The 22,627-nt window shown below is 72.6% G+C and carries 17 protein-coding genes and 2 tRNA genes; 12 read left to right on the forward strand and 7 right to left on the reverse strand.

Annotated elements, in window-relative coordinates:
• Positions 1-5: 5 nt before the first annotated feature.
• On the reverse strand, positions 6-368 hold the full coding sequence (locus ACWIX3_RS11550; protein ID WP_448612210.1) for a hypothetical protein: 363 nt from the start codon (positions 366-368) through the stop codon (positions 6-8).
• 47 nt (positions 369-415) lie between these two features.
• Positions 416-625, reverse strand: coding sequence for a helix-turn-helix domain-containing protein (locus tag ACWIX3_RS11555; RefSeq protein WP_448612211.1), 210 nt, complete (start codon positions 623-625; stop codon positions 416-418).
• A 380-nt stretch (positions 626-1,005) separates the two neighbouring features.
• On the opposite strand from ACWIX3_RS11555, the gene ACWIX3_RS11560 reads away from it, so the two are divergent.
• Positions 1,006-4,482, forward strand: a complete 3,477-nt coding sequence (locus ACWIX3_RS11560; RefSeq protein WP_448612212.1) for an NB-ARC domain-containing protein — start codon at positions 1,006-1,008, stop codon at positions 4,480-4,482.
• Positions 4,483-4,841: 359 nt separating this feature from the next.
• Positions 4,842-5,096: a DUF7662 domain-containing protein gene (locus tag ACWIX3_RS11565; RefSeq protein ID WP_448612213.1), complete on the forward strand. Its 255-nt coding sequence runs from the start codon at positions 4,842-4,844 to the stop codon at positions 5,094-5,096.
• Between the two features lie 672 nt (positions 5,097-5,768).
• Here the strand turns inward: ACWIX3_RS11565 and ACWIX3_RS11570 are convergent.
• Positions 5,769-5,842 (reverse strand) — tRNA-Gly (locus tag ACWIX3_RS11570).
• A 97-nt stretch (positions 5,843-5,939) separates the two neighbouring features.
• Between ACWIX3_RS11570 and ACWIX3_RS11575 the strand changes: the two genes are divergently transcribed.
• From ACWIX3_RS11575 to ACWIX3_RS11605, 7 genes are all read left to right on the forward strand, one after another.
• Positions 5,940-7,103, forward strand: coding sequence for an MFS transporter (locus tag ACWIX3_RS11575; protein WP_448612214.1), 1,164 nt, complete (start codon positions 5,940-5,942; stop codon positions 7,101-7,103).
• Between the two features lie 69 nt (positions 7,104-7,172).
• Positions 7,173-7,246: transfer RNA gene (locus ACWIX3_RS11580), tRNA-Pro, on the forward strand.
• A gap of 118 nt (positions 7,247-7,364) precedes the next feature.
• On the forward strand, positions 7,365-8,861 hold the full coding sequence (tig, locus tag ACWIX3_RS11585) for a trigger factor (RefSeq protein WP_448612215.1): 1,497 nt from the start codon (positions 7,365-7,367) through the stop codon (positions 8,859-8,861).
• A 283-nt stretch (positions 8,862-9,144) separates the two neighbouring features.
• Entirely contained in the window at positions 9,145-9,780 is a 636-nt protein-coding gene (locus tag ACWIX3_RS11590; RefSeq protein ID WP_448612216.1) for an ATP-dependent Clp protease proteolytic subunit, read from the forward strand.
• A 20-nt stretch (positions 9,781-9,800) separates the two neighbouring features.
• Positions 9,801-10,427: an ATP-dependent Clp protease proteolytic subunit gene (locus ACWIX3_RS11595; RefSeq protein WP_448612217.1), complete on the forward strand. Its 627-nt coding sequence runs from the start codon at positions 9,801-9,803 to the stop codon at positions 10,425-10,427.
• Between the two features lie 286 nt (positions 10,428-10,713).
• Complete coding sequence (gene clpX / locus ACWIX3_RS11600) at positions 10,714-11,985, forward strand: ATP-dependent Clp protease ATP-binding subunit ClpX (RefSeq protein ID WP_448612218.1); 1,272 nt, start codon at positions 10,714-10,716, stop codon at positions 11,983-11,985.
• Between the two features lie 237 nt (positions 11,986-12,222).
• The gene (locus ACWIX3_RS11605) at positions 12,223-13,143 is read left to right on the forward strand and encodes a DUF559 domain-containing protein (RefSeq protein ID WP_448612219.1); all 921 of its coding nucleotides are present in this window, start codon (positions 12,223-12,225) and stop codon (positions 13,141-13,143) included.
• Positions 13,144-13,201: 58 nt separating this feature from the next.
• Here ACWIX3_RS11605 and valS read toward each other — a convergent pair whose 3' ends face one another.
• The gene (valS, locus tag ACWIX3_RS11610) at positions 13,202-15,784 is read right to left on the reverse strand and encodes a valine--tRNA ligase (protein ID WP_448612220.1); all 2,583 of its coding nucleotides are present in this window, start codon (positions 15,782-15,784) and stop codon (positions 13,202-13,204) included.
• A 42-nt stretch (positions 15,785-15,826) separates the two neighbouring features.
• On the opposite strand from valS, the gene folC reads away from it, so the two are divergent.
• Together folC and ACWIX3_RS11620 are read left to right on the forward strand one after the other, a co-directional pair.
• A complete protein-coding gene (gene folC / locus ACWIX3_RS11615; protein ID WP_448612221.1) occupies positions 15,827-17,182 on the forward strand; it encodes a bifunctional tetrahydrofolate synthase/dihydrofolate synthase in 1,356 nt (451 codons plus the stop codon).
• On the forward strand, positions 17,179-17,583 hold the full coding sequence (locus tag ACWIX3_RS11620) for a DUF4233 domain-containing protein (RefSeq protein WP_448612222.1): 405 nt from the start codon (positions 17,179-17,181) through the stop codon (positions 17,581-17,583). The genes folC and ACWIX3_RS11620 overlap by 4 nt, the downstream gene beginning before the upstream one ends.
• Here the strand turns inward: ACWIX3_RS11620 and ACWIX3_RS11625 are convergent.
• Positions 17,580-21,170 carry a fibronectin type III domain-containing protein gene (locus ACWIX3_RS11625; RefSeq protein WP_448612223.1) on the reverse strand — a complete coding sequence of 1,197 codons (3,591 nt, stop codon included), beginning with the start codon at positions 21,168-21,170 and terminating at the stop codon, positions 17,580-17,582. The two genes, ACWIX3_RS11620 and ACWIX3_RS11625, sit on opposite strands and share 4 nt — an antisense overlap.
• Positions 21,171-21,256: 86 nt before the next feature.
• On the opposite strand from ACWIX3_RS11625, the gene ndk reads away from it, so the two are divergent.
• On the forward strand, positions 21,257-21,667 hold the full coding sequence (gene ndk / locus ACWIX3_RS11630) for a nucleoside-diphosphate kinase (protein ID WP_448612224.1): 411 nt from the start codon (positions 21,257-21,259) through the stop codon (positions 21,665-21,667).
• Positions 21,668-21,757: 90 nt separating this feature from the next.
• Here ndk and ACWIX3_RS11635 read toward each other — a convergent pair whose 3' ends face one another.
• Both ACWIX3_RS11635 and ACWIX3_RS11640 read right to left on the reverse strand, forming a co-directional pair.
• On the reverse strand, positions 21,758-22,270 hold the full coding sequence (locus ACWIX3_RS11635; RefSeq protein WP_448612225.1) for a hypothetical protein: 513 nt from the start codon (positions 22,268-22,270) through the stop codon (positions 21,758-21,760).
• Entirely contained in the window at positions 22,267-22,533 is a 267-nt protein-coding gene (locus ACWIX3_RS11640; protein ID WP_448612226.1) for a helix-turn-helix transcriptional regulator, read from the reverse strand. Before ACWIX3_RS11640 ends, ACWIX3_RS11635 begins: the two co-directional genes overlap by 4 nt.
• Positions 22,534-22,627: the final 94 nt, after the last annotated feature.

The following is a 22,627-nucleotide window of genomic DNA, read 5'->3' on the forward strand; positions in this document are numbered from 1 at the left end:
GCCCGTCATCCGGCCGGCCTTGGCATGCCAGGAGCGGACGGCGGCGGGGGTGACCTCGTCAACGGGGACGTCGCCCATGGCTCGGCGAGGTGGTGACGCCACAGGCCCGTGTAGAGGACGCGGGTGCCCTCGCGGAGGTCGTTACGGGCGAGGTAGTCCTCGGCGTACTCGCCGACGCTCCGGCTACTGGCGTTCGGAGCCCGCCAGCTCTTGCGGAGGAGGTCGGTCTGCTGACTCGCGAGCCATGCCCAGGCGTCGGCCTTGGTGTCGAGAAGCTTGGTGTGCCGCTGACCATCGGGGCCGAGGTACCGGGCGCGGTAGCGGCCGCTCGGGAGCCGGTCGACCGACCCGAATGTTCGCTTGGCCACGCCGCGACCCTGGCGGGAGCGTCAGCGGTTGTCCGCCGTCGTCACCGCTACCTGTGGACGCGGCCGGCATCCACAAACGCTTCTAGCGTCGAGCGCTCGAGGCGCACATACTTGCCGATTTTGACGTAGGCGATGCGGCGCTCGGTGATGAGTCGGCGGATGAACCGCTCGCCGGTACCCAGGTACTCACCGGCCTGCGCGACGGTCAGCAGCGGGTCGCGGTCGAGATGCTGACCCTGTGCCGCTCGCGTCGTCATGAGATCGAGCGTCGCCGACGTCCTCCAGTTCTCCTCCGGTCGTCCCTACTGTCACCGTCTCACCGTGTGACCAAGGCACAGTGGCGACCGCAAGTCTCGGAGTCCGTCGGAAGTGCTGCAGATGAACAACCTCACGCGGGAGCAGTACTACGGCTTCTTGCATGACGCACCCGCAGGGTTGGACGGGGTCGCTAACGAGAGGGCGCCTGACGGCCTCACAGGGGCGCGTCCTTCCGCGACGACATGGGGCTGTCCAGTGACCTGAAGCATCCACTCCCGATGCCGCCGATGCTGAGACTGCTGAGCAGTTCGCCACCGCAGTCATGCCTGTCCGTGGACATTCGCACTACGTTGCGCATACGCACTCTGTGGGGGACGGCATGCACCGCATCGTCAAGGGGCTGGGATGGCGCGTGCGGCATGCGACCGTTCCGCTGCTGTTGCCCGGCTTGGTGCTGGTGCTGGCTTCGGCCCTGGGGCAGGCGCTCAACGTGGCCGGAGTGAACGTGCCGGCGCTGACGGCAGGCGCCTCACGATGGGCCACCGGTGGGCTCGGTGTGCTGTTGATCGGGTTGGCGCTGGTGGTTGGGGTTCCGCCACCGGCCCGGCTCGGGGGCGTGCGGGGCGCGTGGCCGCAACTGCCACCCCACCACGTGCCACGGCCGGAACTGCAAGAGCGGCTGTGGCAGGCACTGCACGAGCCGACTGACGGCCAGCCGTGTCGGGTCGGGGTGTGCGGGATGGGCGGCAGCGGCAAGTCAGTGCTCGCGGCCGCGCTCGGATGGGATTCCGCGGTGCGCCGCCGCTTTCCCGATGGCCTGGCGTGGGTGCGGCTGGATCCCCCTACCGGCGATACCGCGGCTCGGCCAAGCTCTCTGATTCAGAAACAGCAGGAACTGATTGCGAAGCTGAACGGAGACGGTGCCGTCGCAGGCCAGCTCGCCACCGTGGAGCAGGGCAGGGATCGACTGGCCGAGGTGCTCCGGGGTCGTCGGTGCCTGCTCGTAATCGACAACGTGTGGACCACCGAAGACGTGCATGCCTTCGATGTGCTGGACAGGCGCGGCGCGCTGGTGCTGACGACGCGAGATGCCGGGCTCGCCCGTCGGGCCGGCGCGGTCGAGGTCGAGGTGGCGGAGCTCACTGACGAGCAGGCGCGGCAACTGGCCGCCGGTTGGGCCCGCGTCGGTACGGACGCGCTGCCGAAGGCGGCAGCGCAGACGCTGCGCCTGGTCGGCAACCTCGCGTTAGGCGTGGCGACGGTCGCTGCGCAGGCTGAGGCAGGCGTCCAACGCTGGCCCGAGTTCACCAATCGACTGCGGGCAGCCGACCTCGCCGCTCTTCAGGTGCCGTTTCCCGGCTATCCGCACCAGACACTCCTCGCCGCACTGCAACTGGGGCTGGACTGCCTGGGCCCGTCAGAACGGCAGCGCTACCGGGAGCTCGCGGTGTTCGCAGGCCGGGGCCCAGTGCCCCGGTCGGTCGTCGAGGCGCTCTGGACACCCAGCGGCATGTCCGGCGCCGCGATTAGCAGTCTGCTGACGACCCTCCAGGAGCGGGCGTTGCTGTCTCGAGACCCGGTCACCGACCGCATAGACCTGCACGACCTACAGTTCGACGTCGTGCGCGCCGACCTCGACGCGGCGCTGCCGGCAGCGCATGAGCAGCTGCTAGCTGGATACGCAGCACGCTGCCCTCGCGGATGGCCGTCTGGCCCGGATGACGGCTACTTCTTTCAACACCTGGCAGAGCATCTGGCCGCGGCGGGGCGGCATTCGGAGTTAACGGTGTTGCTTGGCGACATCGAATGGATGCGGTCCCGGCTGGCCGCCGGGGGCGTGACCGGGCTGCTCGCGGACTACACCATCCTCCCCAACAATACCGAGCTAGCGCTGGTGCAGGCAACCATCCGACTGTCCGCGCATGTACTCGCCATTGATCCCGACCAGTTACCGGCCCAACTCGCCGGACGCACTATCGGTCGGGCGGAGCCAGTCCTGGCCCGCCTGCACGCCGGGGCGCGGACCTGGCCGCACACATCCTGGTTGGAGCCTCTATGGCCCACCCTCGCTCAGCCCGGTGAAGGCCTCCAACAGACCCTCACCGGTCACGGCGGCCGGGTGCTGGGAGTGGCGGTGAGCGCCGATGGGTCCACCGTGGTCAGCGGCGCGGAGGACGGCACGGTCCGGGTGTGGCAGCCAGGGAGCGCTGCCGGACCGCGGGTGCTCACCGGCCACACCGGTTCGGTGTGGAGCGTGGCGGTGAGCGCGGATGGGGCCACCGTGGTCAGCGGCGGCAAGGACGGCACGGTCCGGGTGTGGCAGCCAGGGAGCGCTGCCGGACCGCGGGTGCTCACCGGCCACACCGGTTCGGTGTGGAGCGTGGCGGTGAGCGCGGATGGGGCCACCGTGGTCAGCGGCGGGGAGGACGGCACGGTCCGGGTGTGGCAGCCAGGGAGCGCTGCCGGACCGCGGGTGCTGACCGGCCACACCGGTTCGGTGTGGAGCGTGGCGGTGAGCGCGGATGGGGCCACCGTGGTCAGCGGCGGGGAGGACGGCACGGTCCGGGTCTGGGAGCCCGGCGGATTTGCCCTGCCGGAAGTGCTTACCGGCCACACCGGCTGGGCGCGGGCGGTGGCGGTGAGCGCGGATGGGGCCACCGTGGTCAGTGGCGGGGAGGACGGCACGGTCCGGGTGTGGCGGCCCGGCGGCACCACCGGGCCGTGGGTGCTGACCGGCCACACCTCCTGGGTGTTGGGGGTGGCGGTGAGTGCGGATGGGTCCACCGTGGTCAGCGGGGGCGAGGACGGCACGGTCCGGGTCTTGGAGCCCGGCGGATTTGCCCTGCCGGAAGTGCTTACCGGCCACACCGGCTGGGTGCGGGGGGTGGCGGTGAGTGCGGATGGGGCCACCGTGGTCAGTGGCGGGGAGGACGGCACGGTCCGGGTGTGGCGGCCCGGCGGCACCACCGGGCCGTGGGTGCTGACCGGCCACACCTCCTGGGTGTTGGGGGTGGCGGTGAGTGCGGATGGGGCCACCGTGGTCAGCGGCGGGGAGGACGGCACGGTCCGGGTGTGGCGGCCCGGCGGCACCAGTGGGCCGGAGATCCTGACCGGCCACACCGGTTCGGTGCGGGGGGTGGCGGTGAGTGCGGATGGGGCCACCGTGGTCAGCGGGGGCGAGGACGGCACGGTCCGGGTGTGGCGGCCCGGCGGCACCACCGGGCCGCGGGTGCTGACCGGCCACACCGGTTCGGTGCGGGGGGTGGCGGTGAGTGCGGACGGGGCCACCGTGGTCAGCGGGGGCGAGGACGGCACGGTCCGGGTGTGGCGGCCCGGCGGCACCACCGGGCCGCGGGTGCTGACCGGCCACACCGGTTCGGTGCGGGGCGTGGCGGTGAGTGCGGACGGGGCCACCGTGGTCAGTGGCGGGGAGGACGGCACGGTCCGGGTGTGGCGGCCCGGCGGCACCAGTGGGCCGGAGATTCTGACCGGCCACACCGGTTCGGTGCGGGGGGTGGCGGTGAGTGCGGACGGGGCCACCGTGGTCAGCGGGGGCGAGGACGGCACGGTCCGGGTGTGGCGGCCCGGCGGCACCAGTGGGCCGGAGATTCTGACCGGCCACACCGGTTCGGTGCGGGCGGTGGCGGTGAGTGCGGACGGGGCCACCGTGGTCAGTGGCGGGGAGGACGGCACGGTCCGGGTGTGGGACGTCGCTCGTAGCCGAAAGCGAGTGAGCTGGATAGCCGACGCAAGAGTGACATCCGTTGCTCTCACGGCCATGACTATTCTTGCCGGGGATGCTGCCGGACAGGTGCATGCCCTCCGATTGCAGATGCCCGCAGTGGCGCCCGTGTGACGGCGTCCCTCGGCGTTGGCCGTGGGCAGCAACTAGCCGGACGGGTTGCCCAGGAACCGCTGTACCTCCGATGTCCATTTTTTCTTCCCGGCAACTTGTGGCCCTCGTCGTTGTCGATGGCCCGGGCCTGCACGTGATGCACCATCTCGCCTCTCCTGCGGGGAAGACAGAATCAGACGAGACCAACCGTCCCATCCAGGCACGCAGCCGCAAACCCCGGCGGCTGAGTCACCGATGCGGGGCGGTGGTTAGCAGCCGCGGCACTAGGTAGCCCGCCCTCGAGGTTGCCCTGGCAACGCACGCGCTCCTGTCGACGTGGGCGAGGATGTACTGGTTGCGCATCAGGCAGGAGTGACGTTGTGGCAGTACACGAGAAATACCAGCGGTTGTTCGAGCACCTGCGAGACGCTGCGGAAGGAGGAGAACAGATGATCGCCCTCCCCATTGCCGAGGTTGACGCCCTAATCGACGGTCTGCCGCCGGCAGCCCTGACGAGTAAGCAGTGGTGGAGCCGAACCACTAGTGTGCAAGCGCGAGCGTGGAACGCCGCAGGCTGGCGTGTTGAGGTGGTCGGCTTCCGCCAACAACGGGTCGCCTTCCGGCGACTCGACTGACGACTGGTGAGTCGTCGAAGATGGGACCGCGCGGGCCGAAGTCGGTCGGTTCTTGCCGATGTCGGTACAGCTCGCGGCCGACGCCGGGTTAAGTCACCGAAGCCCGGTCAGGAGCGCAGGTGTTGCTGCAACTGCTTGGCCAGCACGCCGCGGGACTGACCGTCGGCGAACCGGCAGTGCGTGCGGGAGATTGAACCGCCCCGGGTCTGATGGGGGCTCTGGGGTGCCCCCGGTTCGGTGGAGGATGAGAGTCATGGCGGCACCGAAGAAGTGCCCCGACGAGCTGCGGGAGCGGGCCCCGATGGCAGTCGACGGCCGGCGTGACCCGGTCACCCGCGCCGGCGCGCTGGCCCGTATCGGCAAGCAGTTGGGCATCAAGCCCGAGACCCTGCGCAGTACCCGGTACCCCGAACCCGGCAGCACGCACTCGCACTCACACTGCTGCAGAGCCCGGCCGGCGGGTCCGGGCCCATTCCCGCGAGACGGGCGGGACGGGACGGCCGTCGGCCCGAGGGCGCAGCGGCGCGGGCGGCAGCGTCGTGCCTTATCCGTGCCTTAGCATCGGCCCAAGCCGGTGGTCAGCGGTCAGCAGGGGTCAGCACCCTCAAGGCACGGAAGCGGCGCCAAGGCCGCGCTGAGCTGCGCAGACGGGCATACCAGCTGGTCAATACGTGGAGCGGGTGACGGGAATCGAACCCGCATGGCCAGCTTGGAAGGCTGGGGCTCTACCATTGAGCTACACCCGCGGAGGTGCACGGACAGCGTAGCCGCCCTGGTGCAGCCCCCTCTCGCAGGTCTCACGAGGCCGGCGCCATCGGGGCACCTCGATACGGTCCGTCGGTGGTGAGCGCTCCGTCCAGGCGGCCGGACCCGATCCGGTTGCTGCAGGTGAACGCGTTCGTCAGCATCCTGGACCGCTTCGCGATGCCCCCGCTGCTCATCGCCATCGCCGCCGACCTCGACGTCCCGCTGTCGGCGGTGGTGCAGGCGGCAGGCGCGTACTTCCTCGCCTACGGGGTCGGTCAGCCGGTGTGGGGGCTGGTGTCGGACAGCCTGGGACTGGTGCGGACCATGCGACTGGCCCTGGTGGTCGCCGGTCTCGCCGCCGTGGCCGCCGCGTTCGCCTGGACCCCCGTCGTGCTCGGGATCGCGCGAGGGGTGGGCGGCGCCTTCTTCGGTGCTGCCTACCCGGCGGGGATCGTCTACGTCGGTGACACGGTGCCGGCGGAGCGTCGCCAGCGGGAGCTCACCCGCCTCATGGTGGGAGTGGCCCTCGGCACCGCTCTGGCCTCGGCGGGGGCCGGTGTCGTGGGGCAGCTGTTCACGTGGCGGGCGGTCTTCGTGGCCACGGGCCTGGCAGCGCTGGCCCTGTCGCTGGCGCTGCGCCTCCTCGACGAGCCCCCGCGGACCCGGGACCACCGCAACGCGATGGCCCCGTTCCTGGCCGTCGCCCGGTCCCGGACGGCGCTGCTCGTGCTCGGCCTGGCCTTCGTGGAGGGCGGCGTGCTCATTGGCGTCCTCACGCTGCTGCCCTCCGCCATCGAGGCGGCCGGCGCCTCTATCGCCCTCGCCGGGGGGATCGCGGCCGTCTACGGCATCGCCGTCCTCGTCTTCGCGACCGCGGTGGGCCGGCTGTCCCGGCGTCTGCACCCGTCTCGGCTGATCGCGCTCGGCGCCGCCGCGGCCGGGGCGGCCTGCCTGGTGCTGTCGTTGTCCCGGGCGGCGCCCGCGGCGGTCGCCGTCACCGTCCTGCTCGGCCTCGCCTGGGCCGCCATGCACTCGTCCCTGCAGACCTGGGCCACCGATGTCCTGCCGGCGGCGCGCGCCACCGTCGTGTCGCTGTTCGCGGGGGCGTTGTTCTGCGGCAGCGCGTTGGCCGCCGTGGCCGTGGCCGACCTCGCCGCCGCCGGCCGCTACAGGACCATCTTCCTGGCCGCCTGCCTCGCGGTCGTCCCGTTGGGGATCGTGGCGGTCCGGGGACGAGCGCGCTGGCGGCCGCCCGCCTGAGGAGGCTGTGCGGCGGGCAGCCTGCGGCCGGAGCCGCGTCCGGACGGCCCGCCTAGACTCGGTCCGCCACGGGGTGTGGCGCAGCTTGGTAGCGCACCCGCTTTGGGAGCGGGGGGCCGCAGGTTCAAATCCTGTCACCCCGACCGTCTCCGTCCTCCCGGTCCGCCGGACCGGCACCTCCGCGGCTGTCTCTAGACTCGTGGGTCGACCCGGCGTCTCCCGGCGCCCGTCCCTGTCTGTCGATCGAGGAGCACTGCCGCTGTGAAGAGCACCATCGAGGAACTGGGCCCCACGCGGGTCCGGATGGCGATCGAGGTGCCGTGGGGGGACCTGGACCACGCCTTCGGTGAGGTCTACAAGGAGCTCGGCCGCCAGGTGCGCGTGCCCGGCTTCCGCCCCGGCAAGGTGCCCAACCGGGTGCTCGACCAGCGCGTCGGCCGGCCGCTCGTGCTGGAGCAGGTCGTCCAGCACGCCATCCCGGAGGTCTACTCCGAGGTCGTCCGGGAGAACCAGGTGCGCGTCCTGGGCCAGCCCGACATCGAGGTGACCCGCCTCGACGACAACGACACCCTTGCCTTCACCGCCGAGGTCGACGTCGCCCCCAAGGTCGAGTTGCCGTCGCTCGACGCCCTCGCGGTCACCGTCGACGACGTCGAGGTCACCGACGAGGAGATCGACCAGCAGATCTCGGTCATGCGTGAGCGCTTCGGCATGCTCACCGGCGTCGACCGCCCCGCCCAGGACGGCGACTTCGTCTCGATCGACCTCGAGGCCAAGCTCGGCGACGAGGTGCTCGAGGACGGGTCGACCACCGGCATGTCCTACGAGGTCGGCTCCGGCAACCTCATGGAGGGCCTCGACGACGCCGTCCGCGGGCTGTCAGCCGACGAGTCGACGACCTTCCAGACCGCGCTGCTGCAGGGCCCGAACGCCGGTGAGACGGCCGACGTCACCGTCACCGTCCGCTCGGTGAAGACCAAGGAGCTCCCGGAGCTCGACGACGAGTTCGCCTCCACCGCCAGCGAGTTCGACACCCTCGAGGAGCTGCGGGAGGACGTCCGCACCCGGCTCGCCCGCACCAAGGTGCTGCAGCAGGGCGCGCAGGCCCGCGACAAGCTGGTCGAGCACCTGCTCGAGACCGTCGAGGTGCCGATCCCGGAGAACCTGGTCGACCGCGAGATCGAGTGGCGCAACCAGGCCATGCAGAACGAGCTGGCACAGGCCGGCATGGACTGGGACAGCTTCCTGCAGATGTCCGGCGTCGAGAGCCAGGAGGCCTACGACGCCGACCAGCGCAAGAACATCGAGGAGGCGGTGCGCACCCAGTTCATCCTGGACGCCGTCGCCGACGCCCGTGAGGTCACCGTCGACAACGAGGACCTCTCGGCGCAGATCATGGCGCAGGCCCAGCGCAACCGGATGAGCCCGGAGCAGTACGCCCAGCAGCTGCAGGAGGGCGGCAACATCGCCGAGTTCGTCGCCGACGTCCGCCGCACCAAGACCCTCGCCCAGCTGCTCGAGGAGACGACGATCACCGACGCCTCCGGCAACGTGGTCGACCTCGAGGCGCTCCGCCCGCGCACGGTGCAGGCCCCCGCCGCCGCGACCGCGGACGCCGAGGACGCCGACGCGGAGGACGCCGACACCGCCGACGCCGCCGACGTCGACGAGGCCCCCGACGCCGAGGTGGCCAACGCGACCGCCGTCGAGGCGACCGAGGGCGCCACGGCCGACACCGAGGACGTCACCAAGGGCTGACGGAGACCCCCGGAAGGGGCCCTCGCACCACCGACGCCGTCCCACCCCGCGACCCGGGGAGGGACGGCGTCGCGCGTTCCCGCAGGGTGCCTCGCCGCCGGTCGCTGCGCCGACGGCGAACACCCCCCGCGTCGGGACTGCCCCCTCCCGCGCGCGCGTTAGGGTCGACGCAGACCCAGGCCGGCACCGGGTACACCGCACCACGGCGGCGTGCCGGGTCGGCACCACCAGCCCCGCCCAGCGAGAGCGACTGCCCGACAGTCCAACGGAGGTCACCGCACCCGTGAGCACCAACCCGAACCAGGCGAGCGCGCCGCTCCTGCGTGGCGCCGCCGGGGGGATGAACCTCGGCGACTCCGTTTACGAGCGGCTCCTGCGCGAGCGCATCATCTTCCTGGGCACCCAGGTCGACGACGTCATCGCCAACCAGCTCGCCGCGCAGATGCTGCTGCTGTCCGCCGAGGACCCCAAGCGCGACATCCACCTGTACATCAACTCGCCCGGCGGCTCGGTCAGCGCCGGCATGGCCATCTACGACACGATGCAGTTCATCGACTGCGACGTCGCCACCTACGGCATGGGCCTGGCGGCCTCGATGGGCCAGTTCCTGCTGACCGCCGGTACCAAGGGCAAGCGGTACGCCCTGCCGCACGCGCGGATCATGATGCACCAGCCCTCCGCCGGCGTCGGCGGCACCGCGGCCGACATCGCCATCCAGGCCGACCTGTTCCGCCGCACGAAGCGCGAGCTCAACGAGCTGCAGTCCTTCCACACCGGGCAGAGCGTCGAGCAGATCGCGAAGGACTCCGACCGCGACCGCTGGTTCACCGCGCAGGAGGCGCTCGAGTACGGCTTCGTCGACCACGTCGTCAGCCGTGCCGCCATGACCGACCAGGCCAACCCGGTCACCGACAACTGACGGTTCGGAGGAGAACTGCCATGAGCTTCCAGATGCCCTCCAGCCGTTACGTGCTGCCCTCCTTCGTGGAGCGGACCAGCTACGGCATGAAGGAGTCCAACCCCTACAACAAGCTTTTCGAGGAGCGGATCATCTTCCTCGGGGTGCAGATCGACGACGCGTCGGCCAACGACGTCATGGCCCAGCTGATCACGCTGGAGTCGAACGACCCCGACCGCGACATCACGATCTACATCAACTCGCCCGGTGGCTCGTTCACGTCGCTGATGGCCATCTACGACACGATGATGTTCGTCCGGCCCGACATCCAGACCGTCTGCATGGGCCAGGCCGCCTCGGCCGCCGCCGTCCTGCTGGCCGCCGGCACCCCCGGCAAGCGCCTCGCGCTGCCGTACTCGCGCGTGCTGATCCACCAGCCCTCCGGTGAGGCCGGCGGTCAGGTCTCCGACCTGGAGATCCACGCCGCCGAGATCGAGCGGGTGCGCAGCCAGATGGAGCAGATCCTGGCGCGGCACACGGGCCGCACCCAGGAGCAGGTCCGGTCCGACATCGACCGCGACAAGATCCTCACGGCCGCGGAGGCCAAGGAGTACGGGATCGTCGACGCGGTCATCCAGAGCCGCAAGCTCAACGCCCTGCCGGCCTGATCTCCCGAAAGCGGTACGGGCCGAGTGCGCGCGTGTCGGGCACTCGACCCGTACCGTCGGGGGACGCGGGACGCACGTGGTCGCAGGCGCCGTCCCCGCCGGGCGAGTCATCGCCCTGCGAGGCCGGTGCCAGCAGGTACGGTCGGCGAACGCCCGATCCCCGGCCCCCACGTGCCGGGAGGAGGACCTCGCCGGAGCGGGGCCGAGCACGGGACATCAGCACCATCAACAGGCGGGCCCCTGAGACACCAGGAGCCTGGAATCCCCCCGAGGTGGAGGTCAGCAGGTGGCACGAATCGGTGAGAGCGGTGACCTGCTCAAGTGCTCGTTCTGCGGGAAGAGCCAGAAGCAGGTCAAGAAGCTCATCGCTGGCCCCGGGGTCTACATCTGCGACGAGTGCATCGATCTCTGCAACGAGATCATCGAGGAAGAGCTCTCGGAGTCGTCGGACCTGAAGTTCGACGAGCTGCCGAAGCCCAAGGAGATCCACGACTTCCTCGAGCAGTACGTCATCGGCCAGGACAAGGCCAAGCGTGCGCTCTCGGTCGCGGTCTACAACCACTACAAGCGGGTGCAGGCGGGCAACGCCGGCAGCCGCGACGACACGGTCGAGCTGGCCAAGTCCAACATCCTGCTGATGGGCCCCACCGGCTGCGGCAAGACCCACCTGGCCCAGACCCTGGCCCGGATGCTCAACGTGCCGTTCGCCATCGCCGACGCCACCGCCCTCACCGAGGCCGGCTACGTCGGTGAGGACGTCGAGAACATCCTGCTCAAGCTGATCCAGGCCGCCGACTACGACGTCAAGCGGGCCGAGACCGGGATCATCTACATCGACGAGGTCGACAAGATCGCCCGCAAGAGCGAGAACCCGTCGATCACCCGCGACGTCTCCGGCGAGGGCGTGCAGCAGGCGCTGCTGAAGATCCTCGAGGGGACGACGGCCTCGGTGCCCCCGCAGGGTGGCCGCAAGCACCCGCACCAGGAGTTCATCCAGATCGACACGACGAACGTGCTGTTCATCGTGGGCGGCGCCTTCGCCGGGCTGGAGAAGATCATCGAGCAGCGGGCCGGCAAGCAGGGCATCGGCTTCGGCTCGGAGATCCGCAGCAAGAAGGAGATCGACGAGGCCAACACCTTCGCCGAGGTCATGCCCGAGGACCTGCTGAAGTTCGGGATGATCCCCGAGTTCATCGGCCGGCTCCCGGTCATCACCAGCGTGGAGAAGCTGGACCGCGAGGCGCTGATCAACATCCTGACCGAGCCGAAGAACGCCCTGGTGCGCCAGTACCGGCGGCTCTTCGAGCTCGACGGGGTGGACCTCGAGTTCAGCGACGACGCCCTCGAGTCGATCGCCGACCAGGCCATCCTCCGCGGCACCGGCGCCCGCGGGCTCCGGGCGATCATGGAGGAGGTCCTGCAGTCGGTGATGTACGACGTTCCCAGCCGGGACGACGTCGCCTCCGTGGTGATCTCCAAGGAGGTCGTGCTGGAGCACGTCAACCCGACGATCGTGCCGCGCAAGCCGTCCCGCGAGCGCCGCGAGAAGTCCGCCTGACGAAGGACCCCGTCCTCCCCACCCCTCGCCGGCTCGGGGCGGTGCCCTGGACGGGGCCGCGCGACGGCCCGTCTCCCACGAGGGAGGCGGGCCGTCGCCGTTCCCGGACCGGACTGCGTGCGCCGTTCGGCAGGTCGTAGCGGACGGGGTGCCGATCGGCGCACGTGGTCGACCCCGGCTGTCCACAGATCCGCCCGACCGGCCTGCGGCGGCCGCCCCGCGCAGCACCCTCCCGGCATGGCGTTCGACGTGTCCCTGGTGGTCGGTCCCCGAGGCTGGGTGACCAGCGAGGAGCTCCTCACGCAGGTGAGCCCGCGCACCGTGGGCTCGTGGGTCGCAGCCGGGAAGCTGGTCCGACTGCGTCCCGGCGTCCTCGCCCTCCCGTCCGCGGCGCAGCAGTGGCGCGCCCGTCTGTCCGCAGCACTGGAGGGACGGGAGGCGGTGGCTAGCCACGGCACCGCGCTGGCGCTGTGGGGCCTCGCGGGACACCCGAGCGGTCCGGTGCACGTCTCCGTTGACACCTCGATGAGCGCTCGCGGCTCCGCAGGGGTGGTGGTTCACCGCGCTCCGGCCATCTGGGCCGAACGGCGACGTGTCGACGGGCTGGCGGTCACCTCCGTCGAGCGGTCGGTGGTCGACTCCTGGCCGCGCTCGACTGGGCTCGACCGCACGGTCGTCCGGGCGGCAGCCATCACCGCGGTGCGGGATCGGCACTGTTCACCGCGAGACCTCTCGGCCGAGCTGGCGCGCCGACCCCGGCTCAGTGACCGCGTGGAGTTGTCGCGCCTGGCGACGCTGCTGGCCGACGGCTGTCGCAGTGAGCTGGAGATCTGGGGCTGTCTCCAGGTGCTGCGCGCGCCGGGGATGCCCCCCTTCGTGCAGCAGCGCCGGGTGACGGTCGCCGGGCGGACGTTCGTCCTCGACGCGGCGTACGACGACGTCTTGCTGGCCGTGGAGATGGACGGCGCCGCATGGCACGGATCGCGGGCCCAGCGGGAGGCCGACATCGCCCGGGACGCGCTGCTGGCGACGATCGGCTGGCAGACCCTCCGCTTCGGCTACGCGTGCATGATGTCGGCCCCGGACGCGTGTCGTCAGGAGATCCTCGCCGTACGGGAGACCCGGTTGCGGCTGTTCGCCGCTCACCGTGTGCGCTGATCGGCAGATCCTGAGCTGACACCTGCCGACCAGCGCACCGGGACGCCCGGGGAAGGGATTACTCGGCGGGTGGGGCGAGGACGACGTCCACGGCGAGCGGACCCTCGCCGGCGACGACGGCCAGCGAGGCGATCCGGCCGGCCTCGGTGAGGTCGGTGCGCGCGGCCTCCACGAGCGGCACCTGCTCGGCCGGCGCGGTCACCGTCGCGGACTCGACGTCGGCCCGCATCGAGACCTTGGCGTCGGACTTGGCCTTGCGGACCCCGGCCAGCGCGGTCGCCACCACCGACACCACCGCGGGGTCACCCCCGGCCGGCAGGTCGGTCGCGGCCGGCCACGGCGCGCGGTGCACCGAGCCAGACTGCCACCAGGACCAGACCTCCTCGGTGACGAACGGCAGCACCGGCGCGAACAGCCGCAGCTGCACCGACAGCGCCAGCGCCAGGGTGGCCCGGGCGGACTCGGCGGCCGGCCCCGACCCGTAGGCGCGGGACTTCACCAGCTCCACGTAGTCGTCGCAGAACGACCAGAAGAACGCCTCGGCGACCTCGAGCGCGCGGGTGTAGTTGTAGGACTCCATCGCCGCGGTCGCCTCGTCGACCACGCCCGCCAGCCCGGCCAGCAGCCCGCGGTCGATCGGCTCGGTCACGTCCGAGGCCGACAGGTCGGCCGACGCGCCCAGCCCCAGCACGAACTTGCCGACGTTGAGGATCTTGATGGCCAGCCGGCGGCCGACCTTCATCTGCGCCTCGTCGAACGGCGAGTCCGCCCCCGGCCGGGCGCCGGCGGCCCGCCAGCGCACCGCGTCGGTGCCGTAGCGCTCGAGCACGTCGATCGGCGTGACGACGTTGCCCTTCGACTTCGACATCTTCTTGCGGTCCGGGTCGACGACGAAGCCGGAGATCGTGGCGTGCGTCCACGGCACCGTGCCGTGCTCGAAGTGCGAGCGGACGACGGTGGAGAACAGCCAGGTGCGGATGATGTCGTGGGCCTGCGGCCGCTGGTCCATCGGGAAGACGTGCGCGAACAGCTCCGGGTCGGTGTCCCAGCCCGAGGCCACCTGCGGGGACAGCGACGACGTCGCCCAGGTGTCCATGACGTCGGGGTCGGCGACGAACCCGCCGGGCACGCCGCGCTGCGACTCGTCGTAGCCCTCGGGGACGTCGGAGGACGGGTCGACCGGCAGGGATGACTCCGGCGCCAGGATCGGGTCGTCGTGGACCGGCTCGCCCTCGGGGTCGAGCCGGTACCAGACCGGGAAGGGCACGCCGAAGAAGCGCTGGCGGCTGATCAGCCAGTCGCCGTTGAGCCCCTCGACCCAGTTCTCGTAGCGGTGCCGCATGTGGTCGGGGACCCACTGGATCTCCCGGCCGCGCTCGATGAGCGCGGACCGCAGGGCGTCGTCCCGGCCGCCGTTGCGGATGTACCACTGCCGCGTGGTGACGATCTCCAGCGGCCGCTCGCCCTTCTCGAAGAACTTCACCGGGTGGGTGATCGGCCGCGGGTCGCCGTCCAGGTCCCCGGACTCGCGCAGCATCTCCACGATCCGCTGCTGGGCGCTGAACACGGTCTTGCCGGCCAGCTCGGCATACGGGTCCGCCGGGACGCCGGACGGCGCCTCGGGCAGCAGCCGGCCGTCCCAGCCGACGATCGCGCGGGTGGGCAGCTGCAGCTCGCGCCACCAGGTGACGTCGTTGAGGTCGCCGAAGGTGCAGATCATCGCGATGCCCGAGCCCTTGTCGGGCTCGGCGAGGCGGTGGGCGACGACCGGCACCTCGACGCCGAACAGCGGCGTCCGCACCGTCTGGCCGAACAGCGGCCGGTAGCGCTCGTCGTCGGGGTGGGCGACCAGCGCGACGCAGGCGGGGATCAGCTCCGGCCGGGTGGTCTCGATGAAGACGGGCCCGTCCGCGGCGTGGAACGAGATCCGGTGGTAGGCGCCGGGGCGCTCCCGGTCCTCGAGCTCGGCCTGGGCGACCGCCGTGCGGAAGGTGACGTCCCAGAGGGTCGGCGCCTCCTGCGCGTAGGCCTCCCCGCGGGCGAGGTTGTGCAGGAACGCCCGCTGGGCGGTGGCGCGGGAGGTCTCCGAGATCGTCCGGTAGACGTTGGTCCAGTCCACCGACAGCCCGACCCGGCGCCACAGCTGCTCGAAGGCCAGCTCGTCCTCGGCGGTCAGCCGCTCGCACAGCTCGACGAAGTTGCGACGCGAGACCGGCAGCTGGTCCTTGCCCGGCTTGGCCGGCGGCTCGAAGCCCTCGTCGTAGGGGAGCGAGGGGTCGCAGCGGACGCCGTAGTAGTTCTGCACGCGGCGCTCGGTCGGCAGGCCGTTGTCGTCCCAGCCCATCGGGTAGAAGACGTGCTTGCCGCGCATCCGCTGGTAGCGGGCGACGATGTCGGTGTGCGTGTAGCTGAACACGTGCCCGACGTGCAGCGAGCCGCTGGCCGTCGGCGGCGGGGTGTCGATCGACCAGGTCTGGTCCCGGGGCGCGGAGAGCGCGGCCGCGCGGTCGAAGGCGTAGGTGTCGGCACCCGCCCAGTGGGCGGCCCACTTCTCCTCGAGCCCGTCCAGCGACGGCTTCTCGGGTACACCGGCGCCCGCTCCGGGGACGGTGGTCTCCGGGGTGTGGATGTCGGTGGTCATGCTCCTCATCGTAGGTAGTGGGTGACTGGCATCCTGGAGAGGATGAGCAGCACGGTGGACTCCGATCTCGCCCGCGTCGAGGCGGAGCTGCTGGCCCGCTGGCCGGAGACCCGTCTGCAGCCCTCGCTGGGCCGGATCTCCGCCCTGGTCGACCTGCTGGGCTCCCCGCACCGCGCGTACCCCGTCGTCCACGTGGCCGGCACCAACGGCAAGACGACGACGGCGCGGATGGTCGACGAGCTGCTGCGCGGCTTCGGCCTGCGTGTGGGCCGTTTCACCAGCCCGCACCTGCAGTCGGTCCGCGAGCGGATCGTGCTCGACGGCGAGCCGGTCGGCGCCGAGCGCTTCGTCGAGACCCACGACGACATCGCGCCCTACGTGCAGATGGTCGACGCCGCCGGCGAGCACCCCATGAGCTTCTTCGAGGTCATGGTGGGCATGGCCTACGCGACCTTCGCCGACGCGCCGGTCGACGTCGCCGTCATCGAGGTCGGGATGGGCGGCACCTGGGACGCGACCAACGTCGTCGACGCCCGCGTCGCCGTGGTCACGCCGGTCGCGCTCGACCACGCCGAGTACCTGGGGCCCGACGTCGGCACCATCGCCGGCGAGAAGGCCGGGGTGATCAAGCGCGACGCGGTCGCGGTGCTGGCCCGCCAGCAGCCGGCGGCGCTCGACGCGCTGGTCCGCCGCGCGGTCGAGGTGGAGGCCGTGGTCGCGCGCGAGGGCACCGAGTTCGGCGTGCTCGACCGGAGGGTCGCCGTCGGGGGGCAGCAGCTGCGCCTGCAGGGTCTCGGCGGCGAGTACGAGGAGGTCTTCCTCCCGCTCTTCGGCGCGCACCAGGCGCAGAACGCCGCGACCGCGCTCGCCGCCGTCGAGGCGTTCCTCGGGGCCGGGGCGGCGACCGGGCCGATCGACCAGGAGACCGTGCGCGCCGCGTTCGCCGCCGTCCGCTCGCCCGGCCGGCTCGAGCGGGTGCGCACCAGTCCGACGGTGCTGGTCGACGCCGCGCACAACCCGGCCGGCATGACCGCGACGGTCGACGCGATCCGGGAGTCCTTCGACTTCACCCGGTTGGTCGGCGTGGTGGGCGTGGTGCGCGGCAAGGACGTCGAGGGGATGCTGCGCGAGCTCGAGCCCGTGTGCGCGGAGCTGGTGGTGACCCAGAACAGCTCGCCACGGGCGGTGCCGGCCGACGAGCTGGGTGCGCTGGCCGTCGACGTCTTCGGCGCCGACCGCGTCAGCGTCTCGCCGCGGTTGCCCGAGGCGCTGACGGAGGCGATCGAGCTGGCCGAGGCCGGCCCGGACGACGCACTGGGCGGCTCCGGCGTGCTGGTCACCGGGAGCGTCATCACCGCGGGGGAGGCCCGCGCGCTCATGGGCGGGACGACGCCGTGACCGCCCCGGACCCGGTGGGGGCGGCGCGGGCCCTGCGGGGGGCCGCGGCCGGCGTGCTGGTGCTGGAGGGCATCGCCGTCCTGTTCGTACCGCGCGGGATCGCGCAGACCGAGGAGGGCCTCGACGGTGTGCGGCTGACGCTGCTGCTGGTGCTCTCCGTGGTCCTGGTCCTCGCCTCGGGTGTGCAGCGTCGTCCCTGGGGCCTGGTCGCCGGCACCGTGCTGCAGGTCCCGCTGCTGGCGACCGGCTTGCTCAACGGCGCCATGTGGTTCGTGGCCGGTGCGTTCGTACTGATCTGGCTGTACCTGCTGCAGGTGCGCAAGGAGCTGCTCGGCTCCCCGTTCGGTGGGCCTGGGCCGGCGCGCCTCCCGAGGGAGGACGACGCCGGCCCGACCGGCTAGCGCCGCGGGGTGACGGTGGCGCTCAGCGCGGAGGCGCGGCCGGTCCCGGCGGCGTTGACCGCGGCGACGGTGAACCGGTAGCCGGTGCCGTTGACCAGGCCGGAGACGGTGTGGCTGGTGCTGCCGGCGCGGGCGGTCACCGTCTTGACGACCGCCGTGCCGCGGTACACGCGGACGGAGTAGCCCGTGATCGCGGCGCCGCCGGTGTCGGTCGGGGCGGCCCAGCGCACGGTCACCGCCGAGTTGCCCGCCGTCGGCCGGCCGATGACCGGGGCCGACGGCACGGTGCGCGGCGTGACGGTGGCGCTGAGCGCGGAGGCCGGGCCCGCGCCGACGGCGTTGGCGGCGGTGACGGTGAACCGGTGGGCCTTGCCGTTGACCAGTCCGGTGACCGTCGTGAGCCGGGCGGTGGCCGGCACGGTCAGGGTCCGCACCAGGGTCGACCCGCGGTAGGCCCGCACGACGTAGCCGGTGACGGGGGACCCCCCGTCAGAGGTCGGGGCGGTCCAGCGCACGACGGCGGAGGCCCGGCCGGCGGTCGGCGTCCCGATGCGCGGGGCCACCGGGACGGTGCGCGGCGTGGCGGCCGCGCTCAGGGCCGATGCCGGACCGGTGCCCACCCCGCTGGCAGCCGTGACCGTGAAGCGGTGGGCGACGCCGTCGGACAGCCCGCGGACCACGACGCTCGTGGCGCTGCCGGGAGCGGTCGCCGTCGCGACCACCGTGGAACCGCGGTACGCGTGCACGGTGTAGGAGGTGATCGCCGACCCGTTCGCGGCCGGGGGCGTCCACCGGACGGTCACCGACGACCGGCCCGCGACCGGGGCGCCGATCCCCGGTGTCCCCGGGACCGTCGCCGGCGCCTGCGGGGCGACGGCCGCGCTGACGGCTGGGCTCCCGCCGACGCCGGAGGCGTTCCGGGCGACCACGGCCAGGACGTAGGTCGTCCCGTTGGTCAGCCCCGTGGCCAGGTGGCTGGTCGCCGTGGCCGCCGCGGTGGACGTGGAGACCACGGTGGAGCCCTGGAAGGTCAGGACCTCGTAACCGGTGATCGGGCTGCCGCCGTCCGAGGACGGGGGGCTCCAGTGCACCCGCACCGATCCGTCGCCGGGCTCCACCCGCCCGATCGTCGGTGCGCCCGGCGGGGTGGCGGGCACTCGTGGGGTGACCGACTGGCTGCGGGCGGACTCCGCGCCGGTGCCGGCCGCGTTGGTGGCGGCGACGGCGACCTGGTAGGCGGTGCCGTTGGTCAGCCCGGTGAGGGTGTGCGTCGTCGTGCCGGCCGCGACCGTCACGGTCCGCGCCGGAGTGGTGCCGCCGGCGTAGGCCGAGAGCACGTACCCGGTCAGCGGTGAGCCGCCGGTGGCGGCGGGGGCGGTCCACCGGACGACGAGCGAGGCGTCGCCGGCCGTGACGGAGCCGATGGCCGGAGCGCCGGGCACGGTGGGCTGCGCGGGTGCCACCGCGGCGGAACGTTCGCTGGTCACCACCGTGGTGCCGGCGGCGTTGCGCGCGATGGCCTGCACCACCAGCTGCTTGCCCAGCTCGGCGGAGGTGATCCGGTGCGTCGTGCTCCCGTCGAGGGCCGTGCAGACGTCGCCGGCGCAGGCCCGCCAGACGTGCTCGACGGTGTCGGCACCGGTGAAGGCCGCAGGCGTGCTGACGGTGCTGCCGACGGTCAGGTCGCCCACCACGCGGGGGGCGACGGACAGGACCGGCCGCTCCGCGACGGCCGGACCCTGCACGGCCACGCTCGCCGAGGGCCCGGCCTGCTGCCACGCGTCGACGGCGGACACCGCGTACGTCCGGGTGACGCCCGGCGGGGGTGCCGGGAGGGTGGCGCCCGCGGTGACCGGGGACGCGACGACCGACCCCTCGGCGCTGACCCGGTAGGTGTGGGCGGTCCCCTGGTCGTCCCACGTCAGCAGCACGTCCGTGCCGTCCACGTGGCCGGTCAGGCCGGTCACCGCGGCCGGAGGTGCCGGCGTCCCGGAGCCGGTGGTGACGGCGTTGGAGTCCGGGCTGCTCCGGCCGAGGTTGTCCAGTGCGCGCAGCTGCCACCGCGTCTCCGTGGTCGGCATGCGGCCGATCCCGATCGTCAGGGTCCTCGGCGTGGCGTCGAAGATGTAGGAGACCGTCCCCATGCTCACGCCGTCCCGCACGATCGCGTACCGCCCGCTGGGGGTGCCGGTGACGGATGCGGAGAGGCCGATCGTCGCGCTGGTGCTCGTGCCGCCCAGGGACGCGCTGTGCAGGACCGGGGTGGGCGGGGCCGGCGCCCCGACGGTGGCGAGCGCCGGGCGGCTGCGGTCGCCGGTGTCCGGCTGGACGTCGACGGCGACCTGGTTGCCGTTGGTCAGCCCGGTCACGGTCGCGCTGGTCCCGGCGACCTGTGCCCGGACGACGCCGTCGACCCGGACGGCGTAGGAGGTCGCGCCCGGGACGGCGTCCCAGCTGACGGCCAGGGCGCCGGGGGAGGCGACGACCGTGGGCGCGGCGCCGGTGCGGTCCGCGACGGCCATGGCGGCCGGCACGTCGAGCCGGCCGGCGCCCCAGGCGCGGTCCCAGGACGCGCTGTCGGCGCCCGCCTGCAGGGCGGCCTGCACGTCCTCGGGAGCGATGCCCGGGTGGGACGCCCGCAGCAGGGCGACGGCGCCGGCCACCGCGGGGCCGGAGAAGGACGTGCCCGAGCCGGTGGCGTAGTCGTCGCCGGGAAAGGTCATGAGGACGCTGTCGCCGACCGTCGAGACGTCGACCTGCCAGCCGTGCTGCGCCCAGTCCGCCGGGGCGCCGGTGCCCGTGGTGGCGGAGACGGCGATGACGCCGCTGTTGGCGGCCGGGTACATGACCGGGTTGCCGTTGCGCCCGTCGTTCCCGGCGGAGGCGACGACCGAGATGCCCCGGTCGAGGGCGTACCGGATCGCCGCCGCCGTCACGTCGGAGTAGGTGGAGCCGGCGAGGGACATGTTGATGACGTCGGCGCCGTGGTCGGCGGCCCAGAGCACCCCGCGCGCCACGGCGGCCGACGTGCAGCCGCCGTCGTTGCAGACCCGCACCGGCATGACCCGTGCCTCGGGGGCCATCCCGGCGCCGCCGATCCCGTTGTCGGCGCGGGCCGCGACGACCCCTGCCACGCCGTAGCCGTGCCAGGGTTCGCCGGCGCCACCGGCGACGTCGGTGCCCGCGACCACGGCGCCGGACAGGTCGGGGTGCGAGATGGTCGCGGCGGTGTCCAGCACGGCGACGATCTGGCCCTCACCCCGGCTGCGGTCCCAGGCCGCACGCACCCTGCCCGCCTCGCCCGGGTCGTCGGCCTCCCAGTACGGGTCGGGCGAGCCCACGACGTCGTAGGTCACCGACGGGCTGGCGGCCACCACCTCGGGGGAGTCCTCCAGCCGGTCCGCCGTCGCCTCCGCCTGCGGAGCCGGGACCGCCACCGTCTCGACGACGTACTCGCCGTCGACGAGGGTCAGCACGTCCACGGTCGCCTGCTCCTCCGCGTGCGCGGGAGCGGCGACGACCACGGACAGGACGGGGAGCAGCACGGCGGTGAGGGCCACGCGGGCGGACCACGAGCGGGACGGCATGCACGCGTCATCGGCGCGGACCCTGCGGACCCGTAGCGGGTCCACCCCCTCGGGTGAGCACGGCGTCCCCCGTAGGCTGCCGCCCCGTGACCGATCGCACCCTCGTCCTCGTCAAGCCCGATGGCGTCGCCCGCGGCCTGGTCGGCGAGGTGATCTCGCGCCTGGAGGCCAAGGGCCTGCGCCTGGTCGCCGCCGAGCTGCGCACGCTGACCCGGGAGGTCGCCGAGGAGCACTACGGCGAGCACCGCGAGAAGCCGTTCTTCGGCTCGCTGGTGGAGTTCATCACCGGCGGTCCGCTGCTCGCCCTGGTCGTGGAGGGCCCGCGGGCGGTCGAGGCGTTCCGCGCGCTGGCCGGCGCCACCGACCCGGTGAAGGCCGCCCCCGGCACCATCCGCGGCGACTTCGCCCTGGAGGTGCAGAGCAACATCGTCCACGGCTCGGACTCCGACGAGTCCGCCGACCGGGAGATCGCGCTGTTCTTCCCGCAGCTGGGCTGAGGTCCGCGACGGCGTCGGCAGTCCCGGCGGGGTGGGCGTCCGTGCCCGGCGAGACCGCCGACGTCGCTCCCGGCGAGCCCGGGCGTGGGATCAGTCCTCGAGGTCGGCGTCGGTCGGCTCCTCGGGCGCCGTCCAGGCCAGGTGCCAGTAGGCCAGCAGGCCGGCGGTGAACCAGAGCAGGAACCCGAGGCAGAGCGCCATCGCGACGTGGTCGGTGAGCGCGACGACGGCGACCGCCCCGGTCCACGCCGCGAGGGTCAGTGCCGTGCCGGGCCAGCCCATCGCGCTGTGGGACCGCTCCCGCAGGCGCTGCTGGTGCTCGTCGAGTGACCGGTCGTCGCGGTCGAACACCCCCCGGATGCCCAGGTTCAGCACCGAGTGCAGCGGGATGAACCCCAGCATGCCGACGGTCCAGGCGACGAAGTACCACGTCGTCCAGCCTTCGCGCGTCGACGCCGCGGCCACCGTGACGGCGACGAGCGCGGCCAGCAGCACGGCCTGGGCGACGACGGTGCGGCGGCGTACCCGTCGCGTGCGCGCCCAGGCGTAGCGCCCGTCCTCGAAGGTGCGGGCGAGGTAGGTCTGGTCGGGGGAGATGCTCACGACGTCCTCCTGAGGAGTTCCTGGCTGAGCGAGGGCAGCGGGTCGAGCGAGAACACCGCTTCGACCGGCAGGTCGAAGAAGCGGGCGATGCGCAGGGCCAGCGCCAGCGACGGGCTGTAGTCGCCTCGCTCCACGTAGCCGATCGTCTGCGGGTGGACGCCGACGGCGTCCGCGAGTTCCTTCCGGCTCACCCCGCGGTCGGCCCGCAGCACGGCGATGCGGTCGTGGACCTTGTCCGCCTCGGACTTGCGCTGTCGTCCCATGCGACGCAACGTAGCATTATTGCTACGAACTGAGTCAAGCGACGAAGCCCTGGGTGCACGAACGCGGCGTGCCGACGCGCTCGGGTCGCGCCCT

It is taken from the genome of Geodermatophilus sp. URMC 60, from assembly GCF_053502585.1.

Excerpts from the sequence above, each read along its gene's own strand:
- ACWIX3_RS11555 (WP_448612211.1), bottom strand. The coding sequence starts at position 625 with ATGACGACGCGAGCGGCACAGGGTCAGCATCTCGACCGCGACCCGCTG.
- ACWIX3_RS11560 (WP_448612212.1), top strand. The coding sequence starts at position 1,006 with ATGCACCGCATCGTCAAGGGGCTGGGATGGCGCGTGCGGCATGCGACC.
- ACWIX3_RS11595 (WP_448612217.1), top strand. The coding sequence starts at position 9,801 with ATGAGCTTCCAGATGCCCTCCAGCCGTTACGTGCTGCCCTCCTTCGTG.
- ACWIX3_RS11605 (WP_448612219.1), top strand. The coding sequence starts at position 12,223 with ATGGCGTTCGACGTGTCCCTGGTGGTCGGTCCCCGAGGCTGGGTGACC.
- valS (WP_448612220.1), bottom strand. The coding sequence starts at position 15,784 with ATGACCACCGACATCCACACCCCGGAGACCACCGTCCCCGGAGCGGGC.
- folC (WP_448612221.1), top strand. The coding sequence starts at position 15,827 with ATGAGCAGCACGGTGGACTCCGATCTCGCCCGCGTCGAGGCGGAGCTG.
- ACWIX3_RS11625 (WP_448612223.1), bottom strand. The coding sequence starts at position 21,170 with ATGCCGTCCCGCTCGTGGTCCGCCCGCGTGGCCCTCACCGCCGTGCTG.
- ACWIX3_RS11640 (WP_448612226.1), bottom strand. The coding sequence starts at position 22,533 with ATGGGACGACAGCGCAAGTCCGAGGCGGACAAGGTCCACGACCGCATC.